General features: G+C 35.3%; 18 protein-coding genes and 2 pseudogenes. 4 read left to right on the plus strand and 16 right to left on the minus strand.

What is annotated here, in order from left to right:
* Positions 1-79: 79 nt before the first annotated feature.
* The 4 genes from EUC40_RS22520 to EUC40_RS22535 form a co-directional block, all read right to left on the minus strand.
* Positions 80-712 (minus strand): class A sortase, encoded by a 633-nt coding sequence (locus EUC40_RS22520; RefSeq protein WP_156576658.1) that lies wholly within the window; start codon positions 710-712, stop codon positions 80-82.
* Between the two features lie 116 nt (positions 713-828).
* A complete protein-coding gene (locus EUC40_RS22525; RefSeq protein ID WP_156576659.1) occupies positions 829-1,302 on the minus strand; it encodes a DUF2178 domain-containing protein in 474 nt (157 codons plus the stop codon).
* Positions 1,295-1,513 carry a helix-turn-helix transcriptional regulator gene (locus tag EUC40_RS22530; RefSeq protein WP_071710279.1) on the minus strand — a complete coding sequence of 73 codons (219 nt, stop codon included), beginning with the start codon at positions 1,511-1,513 and terminating at the stop codon, positions 1,295-1,297. Before EUC40_RS22530 ends, EUC40_RS22525 begins: the two co-directional genes overlap by 8 nt.
* A gap of 112 nt (positions 1,514-1,625) precedes the next feature.
* Positions 1,626-2,900: a 3D domain-containing protein gene (locus tag EUC40_RS22535; RefSeq protein WP_156576660.1), complete on the minus strand. Its 1,275-nt coding sequence runs from the start codon at positions 2,898-2,900 to the stop codon at positions 1,626-1,628.
* 632 nt (positions 2,901-3,532) lie between these two features.
* Here EUC40_RS22535 and EUC40_RS27650 point away from each other — a divergent pair.
* Together EUC40_RS27650 and EUC40_RS22545 are read left to right on the plus strand one after the other, a co-directional pair.
* Positions 3,533-4,066, plus strand: a pseudogene (locus EUC40_RS27650) (methyl-accepting chemotaxis protein); the annotation flags it as partial.
* 132 nt (positions 4,067-4,198) lie between these two features.
* Positions 4,199-5,011 carry an undecaprenyl-diphosphate phosphatase gene (locus tag EUC40_RS22545; protein WP_156576661.1) on the plus strand — a complete coding sequence of 271 codons (813 nt, stop codon included), beginning with the start codon at positions 4,199-4,201 and terminating at the stop codon, positions 5,009-5,011.
* A 246-nt stretch (positions 5,012-5,257) separates the two neighbouring features.
* Here EUC40_RS22545 and EUC40_RS22550 read toward each other — a convergent pair whose 3' ends face one another.
* Entirely contained in the window at positions 5,258-5,461 is a 204-nt protein-coding gene (locus EUC40_RS22550; RefSeq protein ID WP_001199183.1) for a hypothetical protein, read from the minus strand.
* A gap of 172 nt (positions 5,462-5,633) precedes the next feature.
* Between EUC40_RS22550 and EUC40_RS22555 the strand changes: the two genes are divergently transcribed.
* A complete protein-coding gene (locus EUC40_RS22555; protein WP_071710272.1) occupies positions 5,634-6,785 on the plus strand; it encodes a VanZ family protein in 1,152 nt (383 codons plus the stop codon).
* Between the two features lie 7 nt (positions 6,786-6,792).
* On the opposite strand, the pseudogene EUC40_RS22560 reads toward EUC40_RS22555, so the two are convergent.
* The 6 genes and pseudogenes from EUC40_RS22560 to bdhA all read right to left on the minus strand — a co-directional run bounded on the left by EUC40_RS22560 (position 6,793) and on the right by bdhA (position 13,085).
* A pseudogene (locus EUC40_RS22560) lies at positions 6,793-8,105 on the minus strand (D-arabinono-1,4-lactone oxidase).
* The gene (locus EUC40_RS22565) at positions 8,093-9,265 is read right to left on the minus strand and encodes an amino acid deaminase/aldolase (protein WP_156576662.1); all 1,173 of its coding nucleotides are present in this window, start codon (positions 9,263-9,265) and stop codon (positions 8,093-8,095) included. Before EUC40_RS22565 ends, EUC40_RS22560 begins: the two are co-directional and overlap by 13 nt.
* A gap of 110 nt (positions 9,266-9,375) precedes the next feature.
* Complete coding sequence (gene sph / locus EUC40_RS22570; RefSeq protein ID WP_156576663.1) at positions 9,376-10,377, minus strand: sphingomyelin phosphodiesterase; 1,002 nt, start codon at positions 10,375-10,377, stop codon at positions 9,376-9,378.
* Between the two features lie 77 nt (positions 10,378-10,454).
* Positions 10,455-11,306, minus strand: a complete 852-nt coding sequence (gene cerA, locus EUC40_RS22575) for a phospholipase CerA (RefSeq protein ID WP_071710264.1) — start codon at positions 11,304-11,306, stop codon at positions 10,455-10,457.
* A 263-nt stretch (positions 11,307-11,569) separates the two neighbouring features.
* Positions 11,570-11,914, minus strand: coding sequence for a potassium channel family protein (locus tag EUC40_RS22580; protein ID WP_000948242.1), 345 nt, complete (start codon positions 11,912-11,914; stop codon positions 11,570-11,572).
* A 118-nt stretch (positions 11,915-12,032) separates the two neighbouring features.
* A complete protein-coding gene (gene bdhA, locus EUC40_RS22585) occupies positions 12,033-13,085 on the minus strand; it encodes a (R,R)-butanediol dehydrogenase (RefSeq protein WP_000645832.1) in 1,053 nt (350 codons plus the stop codon).
* Between the two features lie 225 nt (positions 13,086-13,310).
* On the opposite strand from bdhA, the gene EUC40_RS22590 reads away from it, so the two are divergent.
* Complete coding sequence (locus EUC40_RS22590; protein WP_071710262.1) at positions 13,311-14,483, plus strand: MFS transporter; 1,173 nt, start codon at positions 13,311-13,313, stop codon at positions 14,481-14,483.
* A gap of 282 nt (positions 14,484-14,765) precedes the next feature.
* On the opposite strand, the gene inhA2 is transcribed toward EUC40_RS22590, so the two are convergent.
* The 5 genes from inhA2 to rbsA all read right to left on the minus strand — a co-directional run bounded on the left by inhA2 (position 14,766) and on the right by rbsA (position 21,683).
* Positions 14,766-17,165 carry a M6 family metalloprotease immune inhibitor InhA2 gene (inhA2, locus tag EUC40_RS22595; protein WP_156576664.1) on the minus strand — a complete coding sequence of 800 codons (2,400 nt, stop codon included), beginning with the start codon at positions 17,163-17,165 and terminating at the stop codon, positions 14,766-14,768.
* 471 nt (positions 17,166-17,636) lie between these two features.
* Complete coding sequence (gene fsa / locus EUC40_RS22600; RefSeq protein WP_000667666.1) at positions 17,637-18,284, minus strand: fructose-6-phosphate aldolase; 648 nt, start codon at positions 18,282-18,284, stop codon at positions 17,637-17,639.
* A gap of 34 nt (positions 18,285-18,318) precedes the next feature.
* Positions 18,319-19,245: a ribose ABC transporter substrate-binding protein RbsB gene (gene rbsB, locus EUC40_RS22605; RefSeq protein ID WP_156576665.1), complete on the minus strand. Its 927-nt coding sequence runs from the start codon at positions 19,243-19,245 to the stop codon at positions 18,319-18,321.
* Between the two features lie 14 nt (positions 19,246-19,259).
* Positions 19,260-20,195 (minus strand): ABC transporter permease subunit, encoded by a 936-nt coding sequence (locus tag EUC40_RS22610; protein ID WP_001074641.1) that lies wholly within the window; start codon positions 20,193-20,195, stop codon positions 19,260-19,262.
* 3 nt (positions 20,196-20,198) lie between these two features.
* Positions 20,199-21,683 carry a ribose ABC transporter ATP-binding protein RbsA gene (rbsA, locus tag EUC40_RS22615; RefSeq protein ID WP_071710252.1) on the minus strand — a complete coding sequence of 495 codons (1,485 nt, stop codon included), beginning with the start codon at positions 21,681-21,683 and terminating at the stop codon, positions 20,199-20,201.
* Positions 21,684-21,689 lie beyond the last annotated feature (6 nt).

Consider the following 21,689-nt stretch of genomic DNA (forward strand, 5'->3'; position numbering starts at 1 on the left):
AATACCAACTAAAATATTCTATTATTTCTCAAGATTAGTAAAAAATAAGGTCAACTCTTTAAAGAGTTGACCTTATTTTTTATTTCTTCGCCTTCGTTCCTACTAAATCACCAGCAACAACATAACGCTTAGAATTATCCTTCACAGATACACATGTAATAAGCGTTATCTCATCTTTCCCATGATCCTCTACAACTTCCCACTTATCAGGAGTTACTTCAGATACACCCGTAACTGCATACTCATATTCATTTTCATTATCATACAAATAAATTTTATCGCCCTTTTTCAAAGAGGCTATATCACTAAACAAAACACCTTTTTTAGACATGTTATGTCCTGCTAGTGCGTAATTCCCTTTTCCCATTACTTGATTTTCTTTTACTGTCGCTGCACCTGATAATAGGTTTTTCTCAGTAGAAGATTTTAAAACAGGAAGCTCTACTGAAACACTTGGAATCGAAATACGGCCAATCACTTGTTTCTTATCTAATGATGCATTCGCTACTTCCGCCAAGTCTGGTTGATTAATTTTTGAAGCATCTACAAATTCCGTCTCATGCTTTTCATAATCCATCTGTTGAACAGTCTGTCCATTTTCAGTCTGTTTCTTTTCAGCCTGATATCCATCATAAAATGGCTTTCCGATTAAAACACCACCTACAACAAATAGAAGGATCGCTACTATACTATAAATTCTTTGCTTATTCATATACAATTCCTTTCCGTTACAAAATCTTACTCTATATAAAATGATAAGATAATATTGCTGTATGTACAAGTGTAAGCTTAAAAAGAAACCTTCTTGCTAATGCAAGAAGGCTTTTTTTAAGCTAATTTATTTCTGTATAGGGATATATGGAAAACTGTCATTTGAATAAAGAAAATAGAAAATAGAATATATAACGGGTATCCAGGAAGGTATTCATTAATAATAGGTGAAAAGGTTAAAAATCCAACTGCACAAGGTAATACAAACCATAATGATACAAATGTTGTTCGACAGGCTTTATCGGTAATCGCTTTTTCACGCTCATCTTCTAGTGGAAATAATAATGGATACATCCAAAAAGATAAATTCTTGTATTTTTTCTTTTGAATTCTATAAAAAATTGTAACTATACTAGCTCCAATAAATAATAAAATAAATGGCACTCCATTAAACCATACTTCAAATGGAAATTTCTCGTTTTTAATTATATCTGCTAATTCTGTAATCACACTATAAAATTCAATAAATGTCCAGCATGCTAACGCAGTATAGAGTACATTTATAATATAAGAAAAACCAATTCTATTCATCCTCTTCCCCCTCCTTATTTAAAACAAATACATCTTCCATCTTTAGCTCGAACACATCACAAATCGTAAGTGCTAATAACAAAGAAGGAACGTAATCTCCTTTTTCAATTGCAGCAATTGTTTGTCTCGTTACTCCAACCTTTTCTGCTAATACACTTTGCGAAAAATTAAAACGAGCTCTTAATTCTTTCACTCTGTTAAAAATGGTCAATTTTACCACCTCTCACCACCATTGTATGCTATCCTTAACAAAATGTAAACTCAACTTAACATTATTCTCACAAAAAAATCCAACTTTACAAATTGTAAAGTTGGATTACGTGTTAATTTAAAATAGTTAATTTAACATTTTTTCTGCCCCAATTACTAGATGAAGCTTTATCAGGCATTAAAACATCGATTTTGTGACCTTTAATCGCGCCACCAGTATCTGCTGCAATTGCTTCTCCATATCCTTCAACATATACACGAGAACCTAATGGAATAACAGATGGATCCACCGCAATTAATTTCATTCCTGGGTTTGCAGTTAGATTATAACCTTTACCACCTGGGCCCCATGCAGAATATACTTGTTGACCTGGTCCATAACCATTTTCAGCTGGGTCTGCTGTATAAGCTGTTGCATGTACATAAAGTTCTTTTCCACCAGCAGTTGGTTTAGAAGGTTGTGCAGGTTCTACCTTCGAATTATTATTAGCAACAGGTTCAGCTGGCTTATTAGCTTTTTCTTGCTTTTGCTTTTCTGCAATTTCTGCTTGCGCTTTCGCTAAGGCCTCTTGCTCAGCCTTTGCAGCTGCTTCTGCTTTTGCACGCTCTTCTGCTGCAATTCTCGCTGCTTCTTGCTCACGAGCAATTGTTTCTTGCACTGCCTTCATATTTGACTCAATTTTAGCTTTTTCTTCTGCTGCTAAATTAAGTTGGCTTGCAATCTGATTATATTTAGCTTGAACCGTTTGTAAGTTATCTTGACGCTTTTTCAAGTTATCTTGCAGTTCAGCTTGTGCTTTTGCTAATCTTTGCTTGTCTACTACTAATGATGCTTCTTTTTCATCAATTGTTTTCTTATCCTCTTCAATTTGACGAAGATCTTGTTCTTGTAGACGTAAAATTTCTTTATCTGCTTCTAGAATAGTAGTAACTGCATTCATACGTTGTATGAAATCTGCAAAGTTTTTTGACTCTACTACAACTTCTACTACTAAACTTGTATTTGAACTGTTTTGAACAGAAATCATACGTTTTCTCATAATATCCTTACGAGCAAGGACTTTATCTTCTAAAACGACAATTTCTTCCTTTTTTTGTTCAATCTGCTTATGTGTTTCATCGATTTTACGTTGAATAGCAGCTTGATCCTCTTTATTTTTTGCAATTGTATTATTTAAATTATGTAGTTCGCTTTCGATACCTTGAATTTCTTTACTAACAGCTTGCTTCTCTTGCTCTTTCTTCTGCATATCTGCATCGTTTTGCTGCAATTGCTGTTGCATGTTGTTAAGTTTCTCGTCGTTTGACTCTGCTTTTACAGCGACTGTACTAGAAAGACCGATAATTCCTGCTAATACTAGACTACTGATTCGCTTAAAATAGTTCATAATCCGACTCCCTTCTTATACAGTTATACATGATTTATTTTACAGTTTGTTTACAATACCATTAAATACAGTTTATTTTTCATGACGAAAAAAAGGGAATTATGAATAAAATGTAATAGATTCTTAAATATTTAACAATTCCTATATTTATAAATTATAAAAGATGCTAAAATCCAAATATAGAGAAAATATAACTTCCAAAGGCGGTTGAATGAAATAAAATGTTTACTCAAAAGAAAACACTCCAACATAAAATTGAACAATTAGAAAATCGTATACATGAGCTAGAGACAGAATTAAAACAAAAAGATATTGAAAAACGAGAAATAATTTCCACTATCCACGATCGTGTACAAAGCGTCGTCCAAGAGCATCAACTTGTAAATAACCAACACCATACACTTCAAAATTTAGTTCAACAATTAAACTCATGTTTTGAAAATGTTTCAACACGTACAACACATTCCAATGAATTGAACAGTGAAATGTTACAAAAAGAACATAGCTTAATTCAGTCTATTGAAGAAATTATTGACTGCTCTAATGAAGGAAAAGAATCTGTTCACCGTTTACTTATTGTTATTAATAAATTAGGTGAACAATCTCAGCGTACATCTAACAGCATGAATCATTTAAGTGAACGCTCAAAAGAAATTGAGCAAATTGTAGAAGTCATTCAAAACATAGCAGCGCAAACAAATCTACTAGCGTTAAATGCAAGTATCGAAGCTGCACGTGCTGGAGAGCATGGTAAAGGCTTCGCTGTTGTTGCCAATGAAGTAAGAAAACTAGCAGAAAGTACGGCAGAGAGTACAAAAAATATCGGCAACTTAACGAAAAAAATTCAAGAAGAAATTGAAAAAGCATACGAAAACACAAAGGATAATTTACATTTAGTCGATGAGGGTGTCGAAATGAGTGCCGATACAAACGCTAGAATCGAAAATATTTTAATCATGATTCAAACGTTACAAAATGGTGCTACAAATGTTATTCAAGCGATTGAAAACCAAAAATCTTGTAATGACGATATATTACGAGAATTTGCACATACGCAACAAATGTTCCAAAAATTAAATACTACTATTATGAGCCATATTCATGACGCTGAAAAAATCGATGTTCAATTGACTACAAGTCTTCAAGAAACAGCGGCTTCTCATTAATAATAAAAATCCCCTATAGCGCTATAGGGGATTTTTATTATATTCCGAATATTTTTTTCTTCCCAATATTCATCCATATCTTTGTTATAATGGAAAAGTTGTTTCTTTATACTAATTAACAAGGAGGATGTTATGGAACAATTTTACTACATTTTAAAATATTTAATTCTTGGTTTGTTCCAAGGACTAACAGAACCAATTCCGATTTCTTCAAGTGGTCACCTCGTTTTAGCACAACATTTGCTAGGACTAAAAATAGAAGGGTTTAGCTTTGAACTACTTGTTAATTCAGCTTCATTATTAGCTGTATTACTTATTTATAGAAATGATTTAATTCGTCTAACGAAGAATGGTATATCTTATATATTTACAAGAGCAGAAGATACAAAATCAGATTTCTTCTTTATTATTTACCTTGTAATTGCCACGATTCCAGCAGGTGTTATTGGTGTTTTATTTAAAGATTACATCGATCAGTACTTAAAAGGTGTGAAAATGGTTGGGATTTCCCTTCTCATTACTGCTGTCGGCCTTTGGATTATTAGAAACTTGCGTGGACGTAAAAATGATGGCGATCTTTCTATGAAAGATGCAATCATCGTCGGATTAGCACAGGCTTGCGCACTAATCCCTGGGATAAGCCGATCTGGTGCCACAATCGTAGCAGCGATGTTACTTGGTATGAAGCAAGAAACTGCTCTTCGCTTCTCATTCTTACTATACATTCCAGTTAGCTTAGGTGGTTTATTACTAAGTATTACAGACATTGCAAACGATCCAAATCTAGACACGTTATTCGTACCATATGTCGTTGCATTCATCGCAACATTTATTATGACGTATATTTCGTTAAAATGGTTTATGAACATTATGGCAAAAGGAAATTTAAAATATTTCTCTTTCTATTGTATTATCGTAGGTGTACTTACTATTATTTTCTTGTAAGGCGACGGCTTTTACGGGCAGCCCCGTCCACCTAACTTCTTTGCTTTCGCTGAATATTGAGGTAGGGGGCTTACTGCCCGCAAATATCGGGATAAAATAAACTTACAAATTTGAAGCGAGTCATTCTATTAATATAGAACGACTCGCTTTTGTATAATCCGATTAAAATAAAACCTATCATTATAAGAGAATTCATCTAGTATGCCCCCTCTTACCTTTGTCATAGGATAAGATAAGAGGGCTTTCTTATGCATAAACTTTCTTTTCTTGACAATACAAACGAATAACATGCTTATTTTGTTGAAATACATCATGTGTTAAGCGAATAATAATAAAGTTTCGTTTTATTTGATTGTCATGAACAAAAATCTGTTCCCCCTCCTGAAAATGCCATGCACTTTCAAAAGTCGTAATATGCCCCCCACTTACAGAAAACAGCTCATATTGCATCTCTTATACCCTCTCTCAATTTATATAATCATAATATCTTTATATTAAACTTAGTATAGCTTAATCCCTCTAAAGTTTGTAATTTTTTCTATTTTAAACTATTATAACTTTGTTTTAAATTCTTTTTAGCGCTATAATGATAAACGAAATTTCATTGAAAGGAGACTTCATTTTGACTGCATATTTATTTCCAGTAAAAACAGCTTTTATTTTATTTCCTATTTTAGCAATGTTTCTCTTAATCCCTTTTTTAATATTTAATTATCGAAAATACGGTTATTTAAATAAATGGCGCTCATTTATTTTATACTCATTATTACTCTACTTATTAAATGCCTATTTTCTTGTTATTTTGCCATTACCACAAACGTACGATACTTGTAGCCTACAACCGGCTAATACACAGCACATGCAACTCTCACCATTTTATTTCATACAAGAGATTAGCAATCATACATCGGCAATTTTAACGAAACCAGCTACTTATTTCTACTTATTAAAAGAATCTGCATTTTTACAAGTTGCATTTAATGTTCTATTAACCGTTCCATTCGGTATTTACTTACGTTATTATTTCCGACGTAGTTTATTACAAACCATTTGCATTTCTTTTTGTTTTTCACTATTTTTCGAACTAACACAAGTGACTGGGCTATATGGTATTTATAATTGTGCCTATCGCTTATTTGATATCGATGATTTGTTTTTAAACACACTAGGTGGCGTAATTGGTTTTATCATTGCACCGATATTTACGTACTTCCTTCCGAAAGCGAGCGAATTAGATAGTCATATTGATTTGGAAACGAAACCAGTTGGATTCGTTCGTCGCCTGATTGCGATGCAAATTGATTGGATTTTCTTATCTATCGTTGTACCTGTAATTAAAAACAAAGGAAATTCTATCTTCCTTTCTAATATTCAATCTTACACCAATATGTACGAACTCATTTTCATTACGTGTTCGATCTTTATTTACTTTATTATCATTCCATACTTTACGAATGGAAAAACAATTGGAAAAGCATTGCTTCGCATTTACGTGAAAGGAAAGTCAGATCGCATTACAATGAAGGAATTATTCATCCGTTACGGTATATTCTATTTCATTTTAGGTGGAATCAATTATATTCTTTCTAGTAGCTCTATCTTAAATCTTACAGAGCCTTTAGTATTACTAGTTATAGTATTGTTCCAATTCGTCATTAACGGCCTATTTATTATCCATGTTTTATTACATGTATTTAGCCGTGATAAGTTACTATTTTATGAGCGCATTAGTCAAACAAGGCATGCAATTATACTAAAAAAAGCTGACAAATAATTATTTGTCAGCTTTTTTTCATACTCATAAATAACTTTTCTGCGTAAGGATTTAAAAACATTCCCATTTCATCTAGCGACTTCCTCACCTGTAAAAACGAATGAAATTCTGGATATATATGTTGTAATTGCTCATACGATAAAGTATGCATTTTCCCCCAATGCGGGCGCCCTTCATATTTCAGAAAGATCTTTTCCACTTCACCAAAATAAGCTGCATATTTCATACCTTTATACATATGAACAGCGATATAAGCTGAATCTCTTCCGTGCGCTGGACTCAGCCATATATCATCACCTTTCACATAGCGACATTCAATTGGAAAATGCACCTTATACTTTTTCTTTTCAATAAGTTTTGAAATCTCCTCTACAGCATCCCTCATATACTTCGATGGGACACTATACTCCATTTCATAAAATGGAACCGTACGTGATGTAGCGAACACTTCATAGCTTGGTCCAATTATTTTTGTGTTTGGTACAGCCTTAGCTGATAATCGACTTACCCTTTTACTTATGGAAGGGAACAATTTACAGCCTTTAGATAATAAAGAGAACATCCTATTTTCCAGTAACTCCACCTTTAGTTTATGCCATTTCAAATCACTTTCTTTACTCATTGTTTCATTTGTAAACTTCACTTGTACCTCCTCTGAATAAGGAAAGACAAAAATTCAAAGTGACGATTCTTCTTATATTCTTCTAGCTTGTTCATTACAGTAGATAATGACTGTTTTTCACTTTCATAAACGAGCGAATACGCTGGAATAACCTTCAATTTTATCTTCACAATTATACCTAGCATCCCAAGCGACAACTGAAATGCTTTCCAATATTCGATGTTTTCGGTTTCTGAACACACTATACTCTCTCCTGTAGATAAAACTGCCGTAATTTCCATAACTTGTGTCGATAAACTCCCAAAAGTAACACCCGTCCCATGAGTTCCTGTACTAATCGCTCCTGCAATAGATTGTGAATCAATATCTCCTAAATTTTCTTGCGCATAACCTTTCTCTTCAAGTAACTTCCCTAAATCATGTAGTTTTGTTCCTGCCCATACTTCGACTGTCATATTCTCTATATCAACATCCATAATCCCTTTCAGTTCATCTAACGAAACTAAAATTTCTTCCGTTTGCACAAGAGGTGTAAACGAGTGTCCGGAACCGACAACACGAATTTTCTTTCCTTTTTTTCGTGCAAGCCCCACAACTTCTACTACATCTTGTATACTTTCTGGGTACATCGTATAATGCGGCGTTCCTTCTACATTTCCTGTCCAATTTCTCCATTTTTGTCCCTTTATAGAAAGCATTGACCATCCCCCCGATATGTTGAATACTCCCCAACGATTTCTCCTTTTTTAACACGATATAAAAAAGGAAACCGCTCACATAACTCTCCAGCTTTACTATGGCGAAACAAGATGGAATCACCTATATCTACTCGTTCTTCACCGTTATAAAAAATTGGTGTTTGTACCTCACCAGCACCTTCTAAAGGTAATAGTTTTGCACCATTCGGTCTCCAAACCTCAGGCTCTTTATCTTTTCCAACTGCCCCTGAAGCAATGTACCCACCACCGAGGCAAGTATAAATAGACAGGTCTGGTTTACGCACAACTGGTAAAGCAAATCCGACAGCTGGCTGAAATTTCACTTCTTTATAGTAATCAAACAGTTTCGGCGAATAAAAAGCAGAGCCTACCGTAATCTCTGTAACTGACTTATCTTTCTCAGTTGTTTTTATACTTCCTGTGCCTCCTCCATTTACAAATCTTAGATCAATACCTAGGTTTTGTATTTCTTTTACGATATGTCCTCTTCTTTCTTTAACTTCTAACACCGATTTCTTCTTTAAATACGAAATCGCTTTACTTTTCATCCATTGATTCGGTATATGATCCCCCACCCCGGCAATTTGAGCTTCATATCCCATTACACCATCTAGTATTAAATATAATGAATCCTTTACCTTTTTTACTATTTTCAAAGCGCCCTGTACATCTTTTACCGGAGATCTTTTTACACCAAAATGAAATTGAAAAAAACGACTACTCATATCAATATCCAAACAAACACGAAAACAGCCTTGAGACTTCTTCGCAATTTTTTCTAAATAAACAATATGCTCTTCACAATCTACCATACAAGTTATAACGAGCCCTTGCTTCGTCAGCAGACTAATTTCATGTAAAGCTCTTTCATCATAAGCAGGGTACCCTAGCAATACATCATTAAATCCTTGTTCAATTAAAAATAAAGCTTCTCTAGGTGAAAAGCACATAATACCTTGAAACCGATTATTTGCAGCTAAAATCTTTTTCATAATCGGAACGGAGCGTAATGATTTACTCGCTATACGAATATTCTTATTTCCACTTAACTCTGTAATCGATTGAATATTTTCCTCTAAAGCCACTTCATCTAAAAATGCACACGGTAATGGAACTTCCTTAAAAATTCCTCTATCCACATTCTTCTCTCCTCTTCTACATATGTCTTATACATATTGGAAAGAAAGTTTGAATTTCCTCTTACAAAATAAAAAAGTTTCTTCATATTAAGAAGAAACTTTTTTCAGGACTACTTCATAGAAATAATCGCCCCTACTGGATAATGATCCGAATAATCATCATACGTATATTTTTTGAACCATGATGTAACAGACCACTTTGGCGATTTCACTTGTAATACTTTATTCTCTACATATGATGGAGTTGCATGTTCTTTACTTGTCATGATGTAATCCAAATGTTCAGCAGGGCTATCGGGATAATTGTATTTCGCAATGCTATTTGTCGTTGCATCCCAAGTTGCTGTATGTCCAGTATAAGATGGTACAGAAGCGTTCAATATTTTAAACATAGATGCATACTCTGAATCACTCTTATTCTCTGCATTTATTTTATTTACGTTCATATCACCACCAATTAAAACATACTCGTCATTTGGTATATTTTTATTTTTAATAAAACCTTGAATTTCTTTTAACTGGTTTGTACGTACAGATGCCGGTGAAGTTTTTCCACACATACTATCTTCAGCCTGCAAATGCGTCCCAATTACATGAACGAAACGATCATCTTTCTTGATTTTCGTGTATACAAATCCTTTATTTGACAAATTATCTGGCCCGCATCCTTTTGCAAATACATATTGAATCTTTTCAACGATCGGCCATTTACTCACGATTGCAACGCCCCCATCTTCAGGAGTTGAAGATGAATAGTTCCCTAATGTTTTATCCCATTCATTTCCGTTACTACGACCGAGTACCGCTGTTTGATTCGGATATTCTTTCTTCAAGTTTCCTAATAAGCGATTTGAAGCACTATTATCAAACACTTCATTTAATATAACAACATCTTGATTCTTTATATAATCCGCTGCCCCAATTAAATCAGCACGCTGGCTTTGTCCCCAGTTCGGATATAAGTTTGTTGATAGCATGTACACATTATGCGTCATTACCTTTAATGTATTATTTTCATTTACGGATACATCTGCTTGAGCAGGAGATCCGCTATATAAAGCTCCTAAGCCAATGCCAAAGCTAAGTACACCTTTTAGTAATCTGCTTTTCATATTTCATATCCCCCATGTGTTGTATAGTAATAAAAAGGCCAAATGCTCTATTTTGACATTTGACCTTCTTCAAAGACTTAACGATTTCCGTACGTATCAAACCAAAGCTGAATATATCCAGCAGTTACACGTTGTGCTTCCATTAATCGCTTACCAGTCGTTGGTGTAACTTCAGCACGCCATTTATCCGCATAACTTTGTGATACAGCCGCTTTCACAAACCAACTTTTCGTATTACTATTTACAATACCAGAGTAATCTTGCTTCGCAGCTACTGCCGCTCCATGAATCCATTCTTCTGGATTCATACCTTTCCAATTCCAATATCCATTTCCGTCCGTTACTTTATAATTATCTTTAATTGTATCTACAAAGTTTTCATATTTAGAATGGAACCCTTGTGGATACGAAAGATTCGTAAAGTTTGCCGCATGCATTGGCTGATTTACATCTCCTAAATAATGAAGAGATAGTCCTAAATAGAAGAATGCTTGTTTCATATCTTTATTTTTATAAGACTCACCAGCTAATTTAAAATATTTATTTCCTGTTTCTTTCGCCTGTTTTGCAAGTCCAACATATGTTTTCCCAGTATCAGGATCATAGAAATGAGAAGTAAATGTACTATTATCATAATAAGGATTTTCATAATCAGCAGCATAAATACCTTTCTCTAAATCTGTACGCCATGCATTTAATAGCGCTACTTCATCTTGCCTTACAAGAGTTGTATTACGAGACATAATATCAATAGCACGGTTTACAATCCATAAATGAGAATTTACACCTTCTGAGTGTGTATCTTCCGCAGACCAATACTGAGTAATAATTGGTACATTTCCTTCATTCTTTTCATGTGCAAAAGCTACATTTTGTAATGGTGCTACTAACGTAATCGCAGCTGCTAAAGCAAGAACTTTCTTTTTCATATGAAATCCTCCATTTTATAATTAAGTTATTGTAAATATTTTGTTAGGATCCTACGACGTCTTTCAGTTAACCTATAATTAGAATATCCCACCTTTCACCGAACTTCTATCATTTAATCAAAATATGCAAATGTTCATATCACTATACCTTTATACATAGTGAACGTAATGAATGAATGCACTTACATTGTAATAAAGTATTATTAAGCTACTGCAAATACTTGTCTAAAATAATGTAAAAAAAGAGTAAAGCAATTAATGCTTTACTCTTTTTTTCTCTTCGATAGTATACTTGGCAATTGCACGTTAACTGCCAACTTATGAATAAATCCAAAAACTAATCCGATCCCGATAAATATGTATAATATCGTAAATATCTTTCCAAAGTCAGTTTGAGGACTGAAATTTCCATCCCCAACAGTAGTAAGTGTCACGACGCTAAAATATAAAGCATCAAGAGGACGTAATCCCTCCACTGTGCTATAAAAGATCGTACCAGATATTAAAGTTAGAATTGTTAATACGAATAACACTTGAAATTCTTTATCTTTCCACGCTCGTAAACAAGCTTTTAACATCCGTTTCAATGTCAACATAAATGAAAGCATTAAACTTCCCCTTCCAAACAAAATACCTTTAGTTAAAGGAAAGTCTATCACCTTTCTGTATAGAAAAAAAGTAGCCCTCTTCTATTTCTAGAAAAGAGCTACTTTTTACTATTCTCTACTATTTAGGTGAAACAAGAATTTTCACTTGTGTTTTATCTTTTACAAGTGCTTCAAATCCTTCTTCAACAACTTGATCCACTGTGATTTTTTTCGTAATTAATTTCTCTGCTTGAATTTGGCCAGAGCTAATTAATTTAATAACAGCTGGGAAGATATGGCGGTATCCAAGAATACCGATAACCTCTTTTTCTTTTAATACAAGGTTATTCGGAGTAATTGTTGCATCTTTTTCCCATACACTAACAATTACAGTTTGTCCTTCGAAGCTTGTACTTTCAATTGCTTGACGAAGTACTACTTCAACACCTGTTACTTCAAAGCTCACATTTACACCTAAACCATTTGTTAAGTTACGAATTTCTGCTAGTACATCTTGAGTAGCTGGATTTAATACATAATCCGCACCTGCTAATTTTGCTAACTCTTGACGTTCTTTAGAAAGTTCAACTGCAATAACAGGAGTTGCTCCCGCTGCTTTAGCTGCTTGAATAACAAGAAGTCCAATTGGACCACAACCAAATACTGCTACTGCTTCCCCTTCTTTTAATTTACTTTGACGTACTGCATGAACTGCTACTGCTGCTGGTTCTACAAGTGCACCTTGTTCATACGTCATTTCATCAGGAATATGGTGAACCATATCTTCTGGTACTACTGTATATTCAGAGAAACCGCCGCCATCTCCGCCAAGACCATGGAAAACAAGTTGTTCACAAACATTGTAATGTCCATGTTTACAAGCTTCACATTTACCACAAGAATAAATTGGTTCTACAACGACGCGATCTCCCACTTTATGAGAAGTAACGCCTTCACCGATTTCAACTACCTCACCGCTAAACTCATGACCTAAAATAACTGGTGCTTTTACATGTGTTAATGGGTGCTCTTCTGTTGGAATAAAAATAGGTCCTGCTAAATATTCATGCAGGTCTGTCCCGCAGATACCACACCATTTAACTTTGATCTTAACTGCTCCTGGTCTTACAGTTGGTTCTGGTACTTCTTCTACTCGTACATCACGTTGATTATGCCAAAGTAATGCTTTCATTTTATACATCCCTCTCTATGTATATACTTAACCTGGTGAAGTTTACAAATCTATTATAATACTTCTATCCATATATTTCAAAAAAACAATCTCATTTCCACTAAATTTTAACAAATAATGTTCAATATTTTGTCACTTTGTACTTTTTTCCACATCTGTTAATTCAATTTCATTGCGGTTGAAATTAGCATTATGCCATAATAGCATAGGAGAGGTGAATATCGCTTGAAATATTTTATTTACTTTATTGTTATCGTAGCGTTTCTAGATACATTTTCACAATTACCTATTATGAGTACGTTCGCTCAAAGTCTTGGAGGATCTCCTCTTATTATTGGGCTAGTTGTCGGTATGTACTCATTCGCTAATATGATTGGTAATATTATTGCTGGCGCTGCTGTCGATAAATTTGGTGCAAAAAAAATACTTTATATAAGCATGGGACTTACGAGTTTCATAGTCTTGTTATACACCGTTGTTCAAAGTGGTGAACAACTATTAGTTGTGCGCTTTATGCACGGCTTTAGTGACGGATTTTTAATTCCTGCTGCCTTTACGTTTTTATCAAAACAAACAAATTCAGCAAGACAAGGTAAGGCAATGGCTCTATCTGGCGCTGCTGTTGGAACAGCTGCAATTGTAGGCCCTGCTTTTAGTGGTATTATGAAAGCTACTGCTGGTATAGAGTGGGTATTCATTACCATTTCTATTTTAATGGTCCTTGGTACAATCGTATCTCTATTCTTCTTACCAAATAACGTATCAAGAAAAGATACATCAAGAACGCAAATGATGAACAAAGAAGATATGATTGAACTGTTAAAATCAGAGCCGTTATTGCAAGCATACATCGGTGCTTTCACATTAATGTTTTCACAAGGAATTGTCACATATATGTTACCAGTAAAAGTTGAGGCATTAGCGCTTAAAGCGTCTACTACAGGTATGATGTTAAGTGTATTTGGCATTACCGCTATCCTCTTCTTCTTACTACCAACAAATCGTATTTACGATCGATTTAATCGTTCAAAACTAATGTTGATTGGTATTGCCGTTATGGCATTAGCACTATCTTTACTCGGATTATTCACAACAAAAGGTATGCTCTTTATCGTTATGATGATTTACGGCATTGGATTCGCTATCCTTTTCCCATCGATAAATGCATTACTCGTTGAAAATACGACAGATGATAAACGCGGAAAAGCATTCGGATTGTTTTATGCTTTCTTCTCATTAGGAGTTGTTGCTGGCTCCTTTACAGTCGGAGCAATTGGAGCATCACCTAGCGCTAGCTTCGTTATCGGAAGTGCATTCTTAGTAACATTTGCTGGAATGATTTATGTCCGAAGCAAAATAAAAGACAAAGGCAAAGTAAAAAAGACAATGATAGGCTAATTCCATCATTGTCTTTTTTTCTCCTAATATATTACTTTTGTGTATAACTAAGTAATACTGTAAATAAGCTTATGTATAAAATCAATACTACCTTCTTCCTTTAAAAAAGAAACTAAATAAATACCGACGATACTTCGACAATTTCCTCGGAAATATTTCTTTTCCCCACATAATTTGATAGACTACATGTGAACAAACACTTGTATTTCATAAACTAAAATAATAACTTACTGTACAAATTAAAAAGCACAATCTTCATATGAAGATTGTGCTTTTATGTTATTAACGTTTAATCCATACAGCGCCTGCTGATTTATCCTCTGCTTGGCCAACAACTTGGAATTTAAGTCCAAGGTTTGGAACTTTTCTTCCCGCATCAGCAATTTGTTTATTACTGTATACTTTTGAATCATCAAAAGTTGTCACACCTTGTAATCCAGAATAATTAAACTGTCCGCGTGTTAACGAATTTGCACTCCATGCTGGCGTTTGATCAAATGAAAATGCAGCGTCCGCAATTTGCATGCCTGTATTACCGTATGCTGGTTTCCCATTTAAATTACCAACAAACGCTTCTGGATGAGAGTCGACAACCCCAAGGAAGCCTTCACCTGGATGCACCCCAACCCAGTTATCTTTAAAACTATCATCTGCATACCAAACGACAAGACCTGTATTATACACTGGACCTTTTCCTGCTTTTAATCCATTATCTGATCCCGCATAGTTTCTCCATTCTAAATAATAATAATGAGGTTTTTTCTCTGTCCCATCAGAAACAACGAATCCATTTAACTTCATTTTAGACGGTCCTTCTACATCATCAGAAAATACTACTTGTCCATCAACTGTTACATTTACATCATCCATTGCGAAACCTTTATATGTTAAGGCTGGATCTGTAATATAGTCAAATTGCAGTTTCACTTTCTTTCCTTTAAATTGACTTAAATCGTATGATTTATCAATCCACTTTCCATCTGTTGTATCTTTATCATCTTGTACTATCTTTTCTCCTAATCTATCAATCAATGTTTTCGTTCCATCTTCTGTTACTGCATGCACTTCGACAAAATCACACTCTGCTTCTAACTCATAATTTGCTTTATAATCAAATTTTGCATTTGTTCCTTTTGTTAAATCAAGGAACGGTGTTTCTAACGTTGTATGCATATCATCGCCTCTTGTACTATAATATGCATGCTTTCCAAATTCCGGTTTAATCGTTTCTACACTCTTACCTGGTAAGTTAACACGTACAACGCCTGGACGATTAGATTTCGTAACACTTTGATCAATATATGTAGGAACGCCTACACCACGCTTAATTTTATCGTAATCTACTTCTAAAATTTTTGCCCAGTTTCCACCCATATTTTTTTGCAAGAAGTCTTTATTTTGTGGCGAAAAACTAGTTGGCTCTGTTCCTGCAATTTTCCCTGTCCAACTACCTCCGCTCATTAATGACCAAGCTTCGACAGGTGAACCAGTTCCAGTATATTTCGTGTCATATTCATCCGGTAAGCCAAGGTCATGTCCAAATTCATGCGCAAATACACCTACTGCTCCATCTTCTGGTTCAATTGTGTAATCATGCGCTGCTACTTTTCCACCAAAGTAATCTACATTTGATTTTGTACCTTCAATCGCTACTGGATCTACCGCTAATTTTGAACGGTGTGACCAGATTGCATCATCACCTAATTTTCCGCCACCTGCCTCTTGACCAACACCAGCATGGATTACCATTAAATGATCAATTACACCGTCAGGCTCATTTTGATTTCCATCACCATTTGTATCATATCTATCGAATTGATCAAATTGAGATAAATCTAACCCTTTCTCAGCAGCTGCATGTAAAGCTTCTTTCACTAAATCACGTGCACCTTTTGGACCTTTGTTATCATGACCACTGTTACCATCAGCACCGTAGTCAGATGCTTTTCCTGGAACAGTTAGCCACTCAGTTACATATCCATCTGTCGTATAACTACCGCCAGACTGCTCTTCGTAATATTGTTTAAATGTTTTTACTTTCGAACCGTCAAATAATGTGTATGGTTCATTACCAAATAACATTTTTTGATAATGCTCTCTACTAAAGTCTTTCGAATACATATAACCTGGTGTTTGATCAATATTATTATGTTTATAATCACTAAATTCAACGAGTAACACTAGTACTTTATCAGTTCGAACAGATCCCTTATATGGAGCTTGCTTTGCCTTAGATGTTGGAACTTGCCCATTCAATTGTTTTTTATTTGGTTCTGGCCTTTGCTCAGGGCTAACATTTTTTTCAGGTTTCTTTACCTTTTCCTTTTCTTCCATTTTTTTCTCTTTTACTTTTTTCACGAAATCAGATGCCTCTTTAGCAGTATCAGCTGGAAGAATTTCTTTATTTGCCTGATCCCCTTGTTTCTTTTCAATATATTTCTCTACAGCCTTTTTCGTCTCTTCTTTAGAAGATGCTGGATTAATTGTTCCTCTTTCTTTCAGAGCTTCCGCTAAACGATCTTCTTGAATTAAATTGTAATCAATTGGTGTTGTAGACACATTATCTTTCTCTTTTGCTGGCGTTTCTGCGTATGCTAATGGAGCACTCATTACAGATGTGCATCCGATAATTGCCGCAATTGCTAATGACGATAACACTTTAAATGGCGCTTTTCTTCTCATTCCATTTCTCTCCTTTTATAAAACTTAAAATTCAGATAAATAGTTGCATTTTTGTCGAAATCCCTGTTTACTACCTCCCTATATAAAAAGGCATAATTCTATAAACGTTAAACTTTCTGTTATAGAATCATGCCCTCCAGTTTTCTGGTCAGACCCTCTATCTGTTTATCCCGCTTTAACGGGCAGTAAGACTCCCACCTCAAAATTCGGTGAATGCGAGGAAGTTAGGTGGGAGATAACTGCTCGTAAAAGCCCGATTGGTGAAGGCTAATAATTAGTGGGGGGATGAACAAAGCCCCCCACTAATTAAAGTTTCACTTTATATCAAAATATGAAAAATAAAGAGTGATTTGTATATATTAAATAGTTTATATAACAAATTTAAAAGACAATATGCAAAATTGCATGAAAATTCTTTTAAAATACAAAAAAAGAATCCTAGTCAATTAAACTAGGATTCTTGATTTTCTATTATTTCTCTTGTGTTTTTTCCCAATCAGCTAAGAATTTCTCAATTCCTTGATCTGTTAATGGGTGCTTCACTAATGAAGCAATTACGTTTGCTGGGATTGTTGCAATATGTGCACCATTTAATGCTGCGTCAGTTACGTGAACGCTGTGACGTACAGATGCTGCGATGATTTCTGTTTCGATTCCATGAATTGCAAAGATTTCTGCGATTTGGCGGATTAAGTCCATACCATTATGACCGATATCATCTAAGCGACCTAAGAATGGTGAAACGTATGTCGCACCAGCACGAGCTGCAAGTAATGCTTGAACTGCTGAGAATACTAATGTAACGTTTGTACGAATTCCTAAGTCAGAGAATGCTTTTACTGCTTTTAAACCTTCAGTTGTCATTGGTACTTTTACAACAACGTTTGGAGCAATCTTCGCTAATTCTTTTCCTTCTTCAATCATTTTATCAGCTTCTAAGCTAATTACTTCTGCGCTTACAGGTCCTTCTATAAAGCTGCAAATTTCACGAATACGCTCATGGAAATCTACGCCTTCTTTTGCTACAAGTGATGGGTTTGTCGTTACTCCAGCTACTACGCCTAATGCATTTGCCTCTTTAATTTCGTTAATGTTTGCTGTATCAATAAAGAATTTCATTTGTTATTCTTCCTTCCCAATTTTCAATTTATATTTATTTGTTTTTCTTAATAAGCTCTAATTCAATCGGAATAGATTTGTCCACTTTTTTACCTTGCGTTATCTCTTTTGCTGTTTGCATCGCCTTCTCCCCGATTAATTCCGGTTTTTGAGCAACTGTTGCAGCCATACGCCCATCCTTAACCGCCTTCACAGCATCTTCTGTTGCATCAAATCCAACAACTACTACATCCGTTTTTCCAGCAGATTTCAATGCTTCAAGTGCTCCTAATGCCATTTCATCGTTATGCGCAAATACGGCTTTAATATCACCATTTGCTTGCAAAATGTTTTCCATAACAGATAATCCTTTTGCTCTATCAAAATCAGCCGCTTGTTTGGCAACTACTTTTAAAGACTTATCAGCTACGTTATGGAATCCTTTCCCGCGCTCACGAGCTGCTGAAGAGCCAGGGAGTCCTTCTAACTCCGCAACGTTTGCTCCCTCACCAACTAATTCACGAATATAATCACTAGCCATTTGACCACCTTCAATATTGTTAGAAGCGATGTGAGAAACAACTTCACCTGCATTCGCAACGCGATCTACTGTAATGACAGGAACATTCGCGGCATTCGCCGCACTGACTGCTGAAGCAACAGCATCTGAATCGGTTGGATTAATAACAACTACATCGACACCTTTTTGAATTAAATCTTCAACATCATTTGTTTGCTTTGCTGCATCATTTTGCGCATCAACAGCAATCAATTCAATGCCGCTTTCTTTCGCTTTCTTTTCTGCACCCTTTTTCAAAGTTACGAAAAAGGGATTATTTAAAGTTGAAACAGAGAATCCAACTTTAATAGTTTTATTTCGACCTTTATCGCTAGAATCCTTTGCCCATTCTGGCGGTTCCATTGAACAACCAGCAGTAATGACCATAATACATGCAACGAGTATAAGTAACCATTTCTTCATGAACTGCCCCTCCATTACGCTTCTTTTCGACGATCAATTAATACAGCTAGTAAGATTACAAGTCCTTTTACAACTTGTTGGAAGAAAGAAGATACACCTAATAAATTTAAACCGTTATTTAGTACACCGATAATAAGTACACCGATAAATGTACCAACAATCCATCCTCTTCCTCCAGAAAGACTTGTCCCTCCTAATACAACTGCTGCAATTGCATCTAATTCGTAAGAAGTACCCGCAGTCGGCTGTGCAGAATCTAGTCGTGATGTTAAGACAATACCTGCAAGCGCTGCCAAAATTCCGGAAAGACCGTAAATCATTACTTTAATTCTCGTAACATTAATACCTGATAATGCTGCTGCTTCTTCATTTCCACCAATTGCAAATGTACGACGACCAAATGTCGTTTTCTTCAAAATGAAGTACAGTACTGCGAAAGCGATCATCATTGTAACAGCTGGTACGGGAATACCAAGAAAATAACCGCGGCCAAACATTTGGAACATTAAATGATCACCAAGACCAGTGATCGGACGTCCGTCCATATAAACAAGCGTCAACCCACGAAAAATAGTCATTGTTGCTAAAGTTGCAATAAATGGAGCTACCTTTCCCTTCGCAATGATGATACCGTTTACAATTCCCATTACAAGACCTGCTAATAATCCAACTGCCATTGCAAGAAACGGATCCATCCCACTTGCCATCATTCCAGCAACAAGTGCACTTGATAATGCTAAAATAGAACCTACCGATAAGTCAATACCCCCTGTTAAAATTACAAAGGTCATTCCGAATGCAATGAGTGCATTAATCGATACTTGGCGCAGTATATTAAATAAATTTGGAATTTCAATAAATGCTGGATTTAAAGCTGTAATTACTACGATAATTAACACTAAACCGATTAAAGAACCAAGTTGTTGTAATACATTCCCCTTCTTAGCCATATCTTACTCTCCCCCTGTAGCTAGTGCCATAATAGACTCTTGTGATGCCTCATCTTTCTCTAAAATACCTCCGATTTTCCCTTCATGAATGACAAGAACGCGATCACTCATTCCTAAAACTTCTGGAAGCTCAGATGATACCATAATAACGGCATCGCCTTGCTCGGTAAGCTTATTCATAATAGAGTAAATTTCTTTTTTCGCTCCAACATCGACACCTCTCGTTGGCTCGTCTAAAATGAGTAGTTGCGGATGAATACCTAACCATTTCGCGATTACAATCTTTTGCTGATTTCCACCAGAAAGAGATTTCACTGCTTGCTCTCCGCTAGATGCTTTCACATTAAGAAGCTTCATCATATCCTCTGTAAACTGCTGTTCTAGTTCGTTACTAAGGACACTTCCCTTTGAAAGACTTTCTAAATTCGGTAACGCTAAATTTTCTCGAATTGAGAAATCTAACACTAATCCTTCAGACTTTCTATCTTCTGTAATGAAAGCAATTCTTTGTCTAATTGCATCTATCGGACTATCAATCTTTACTTCTTGTCCATTTATAAAAATTTGCCCAGAATCTAACGGTTCATATCCAAATATCGCTTTCATAATATCTGTGCGGCCAGCTCCCATCAAACCAGCTACACCAAGGATCTCACCTTTTCTTACTTGAAACGAAACATTTTCAAATTTCCCCTTTTTCGTTCCATTACGCATTTCAAAAATCACTTCGCCAATTTGACTATTTCGTTCTGGGTAGCGTTCACCAATGCTGCGCCCCACCATCATACTCACTACTTCGTCAAATGACGTTTCTGGAATTAACCTCTTTCCTACGTATTCTCCATCACGTAAAATCGTAATGGCATCACATATTGAGAAAATCTCTTCCATGCGGTGCGAAATGTAGACGAATGAAACACCTTCTTTACGCAGCTTGTTTATCACTGTAAAGAGCGTTTCAATTTCACGATCTGTCAGTGCTGCAGTAGGTTCGTCCATAATAATAACGCTCGCGTTCGTCATTAAAGCTTTCGCAATTTCAATAATTTGCTGTTGTCCAACCGACAGCTCTCCTGCTAACATAGCACCTTTTACATGTAATCCTAACTCCGCTAGTTGCTGCTGAGTAATTGCATTCATTTGGCGAGTGCGTAAAATGCCTGTTTTACCGTACATTAACTCTTTACCGAGAAACATATTTTCAGCTACTGTTAAATTCGGTAATATGTTTAGTTCTTGATGTATAAATGCGATTCCGTACTCTTCAGCTTCTTTTGCATTTTTAAAAGTTCGTTCTTGCCCATCGATCGTGATTGTTCCACCATCTCTTTTGTATACACCTGTTAAAATCTTCATGAGCGTTGATTTACCCGCTCCATTTTCCCCCATCAATGCGTGGACTTCCCCTGTTTCAATCATAAACTGTGCCTTCTTCAAAACAGGATTGCCATTGAACGCCTTTGAAATATTTTTCATTTCAATATGCATTCTCAT

It is taken from the genome of Bacillus luti, from assembly GCF_009739945.1.
In the GTDB taxonomy this organism is placed as follows: Bacteria; Bacillota; Bacilli; order Bacillales; family Bacillaceae_G; genus Bacillus_A; species Bacillus_A luti.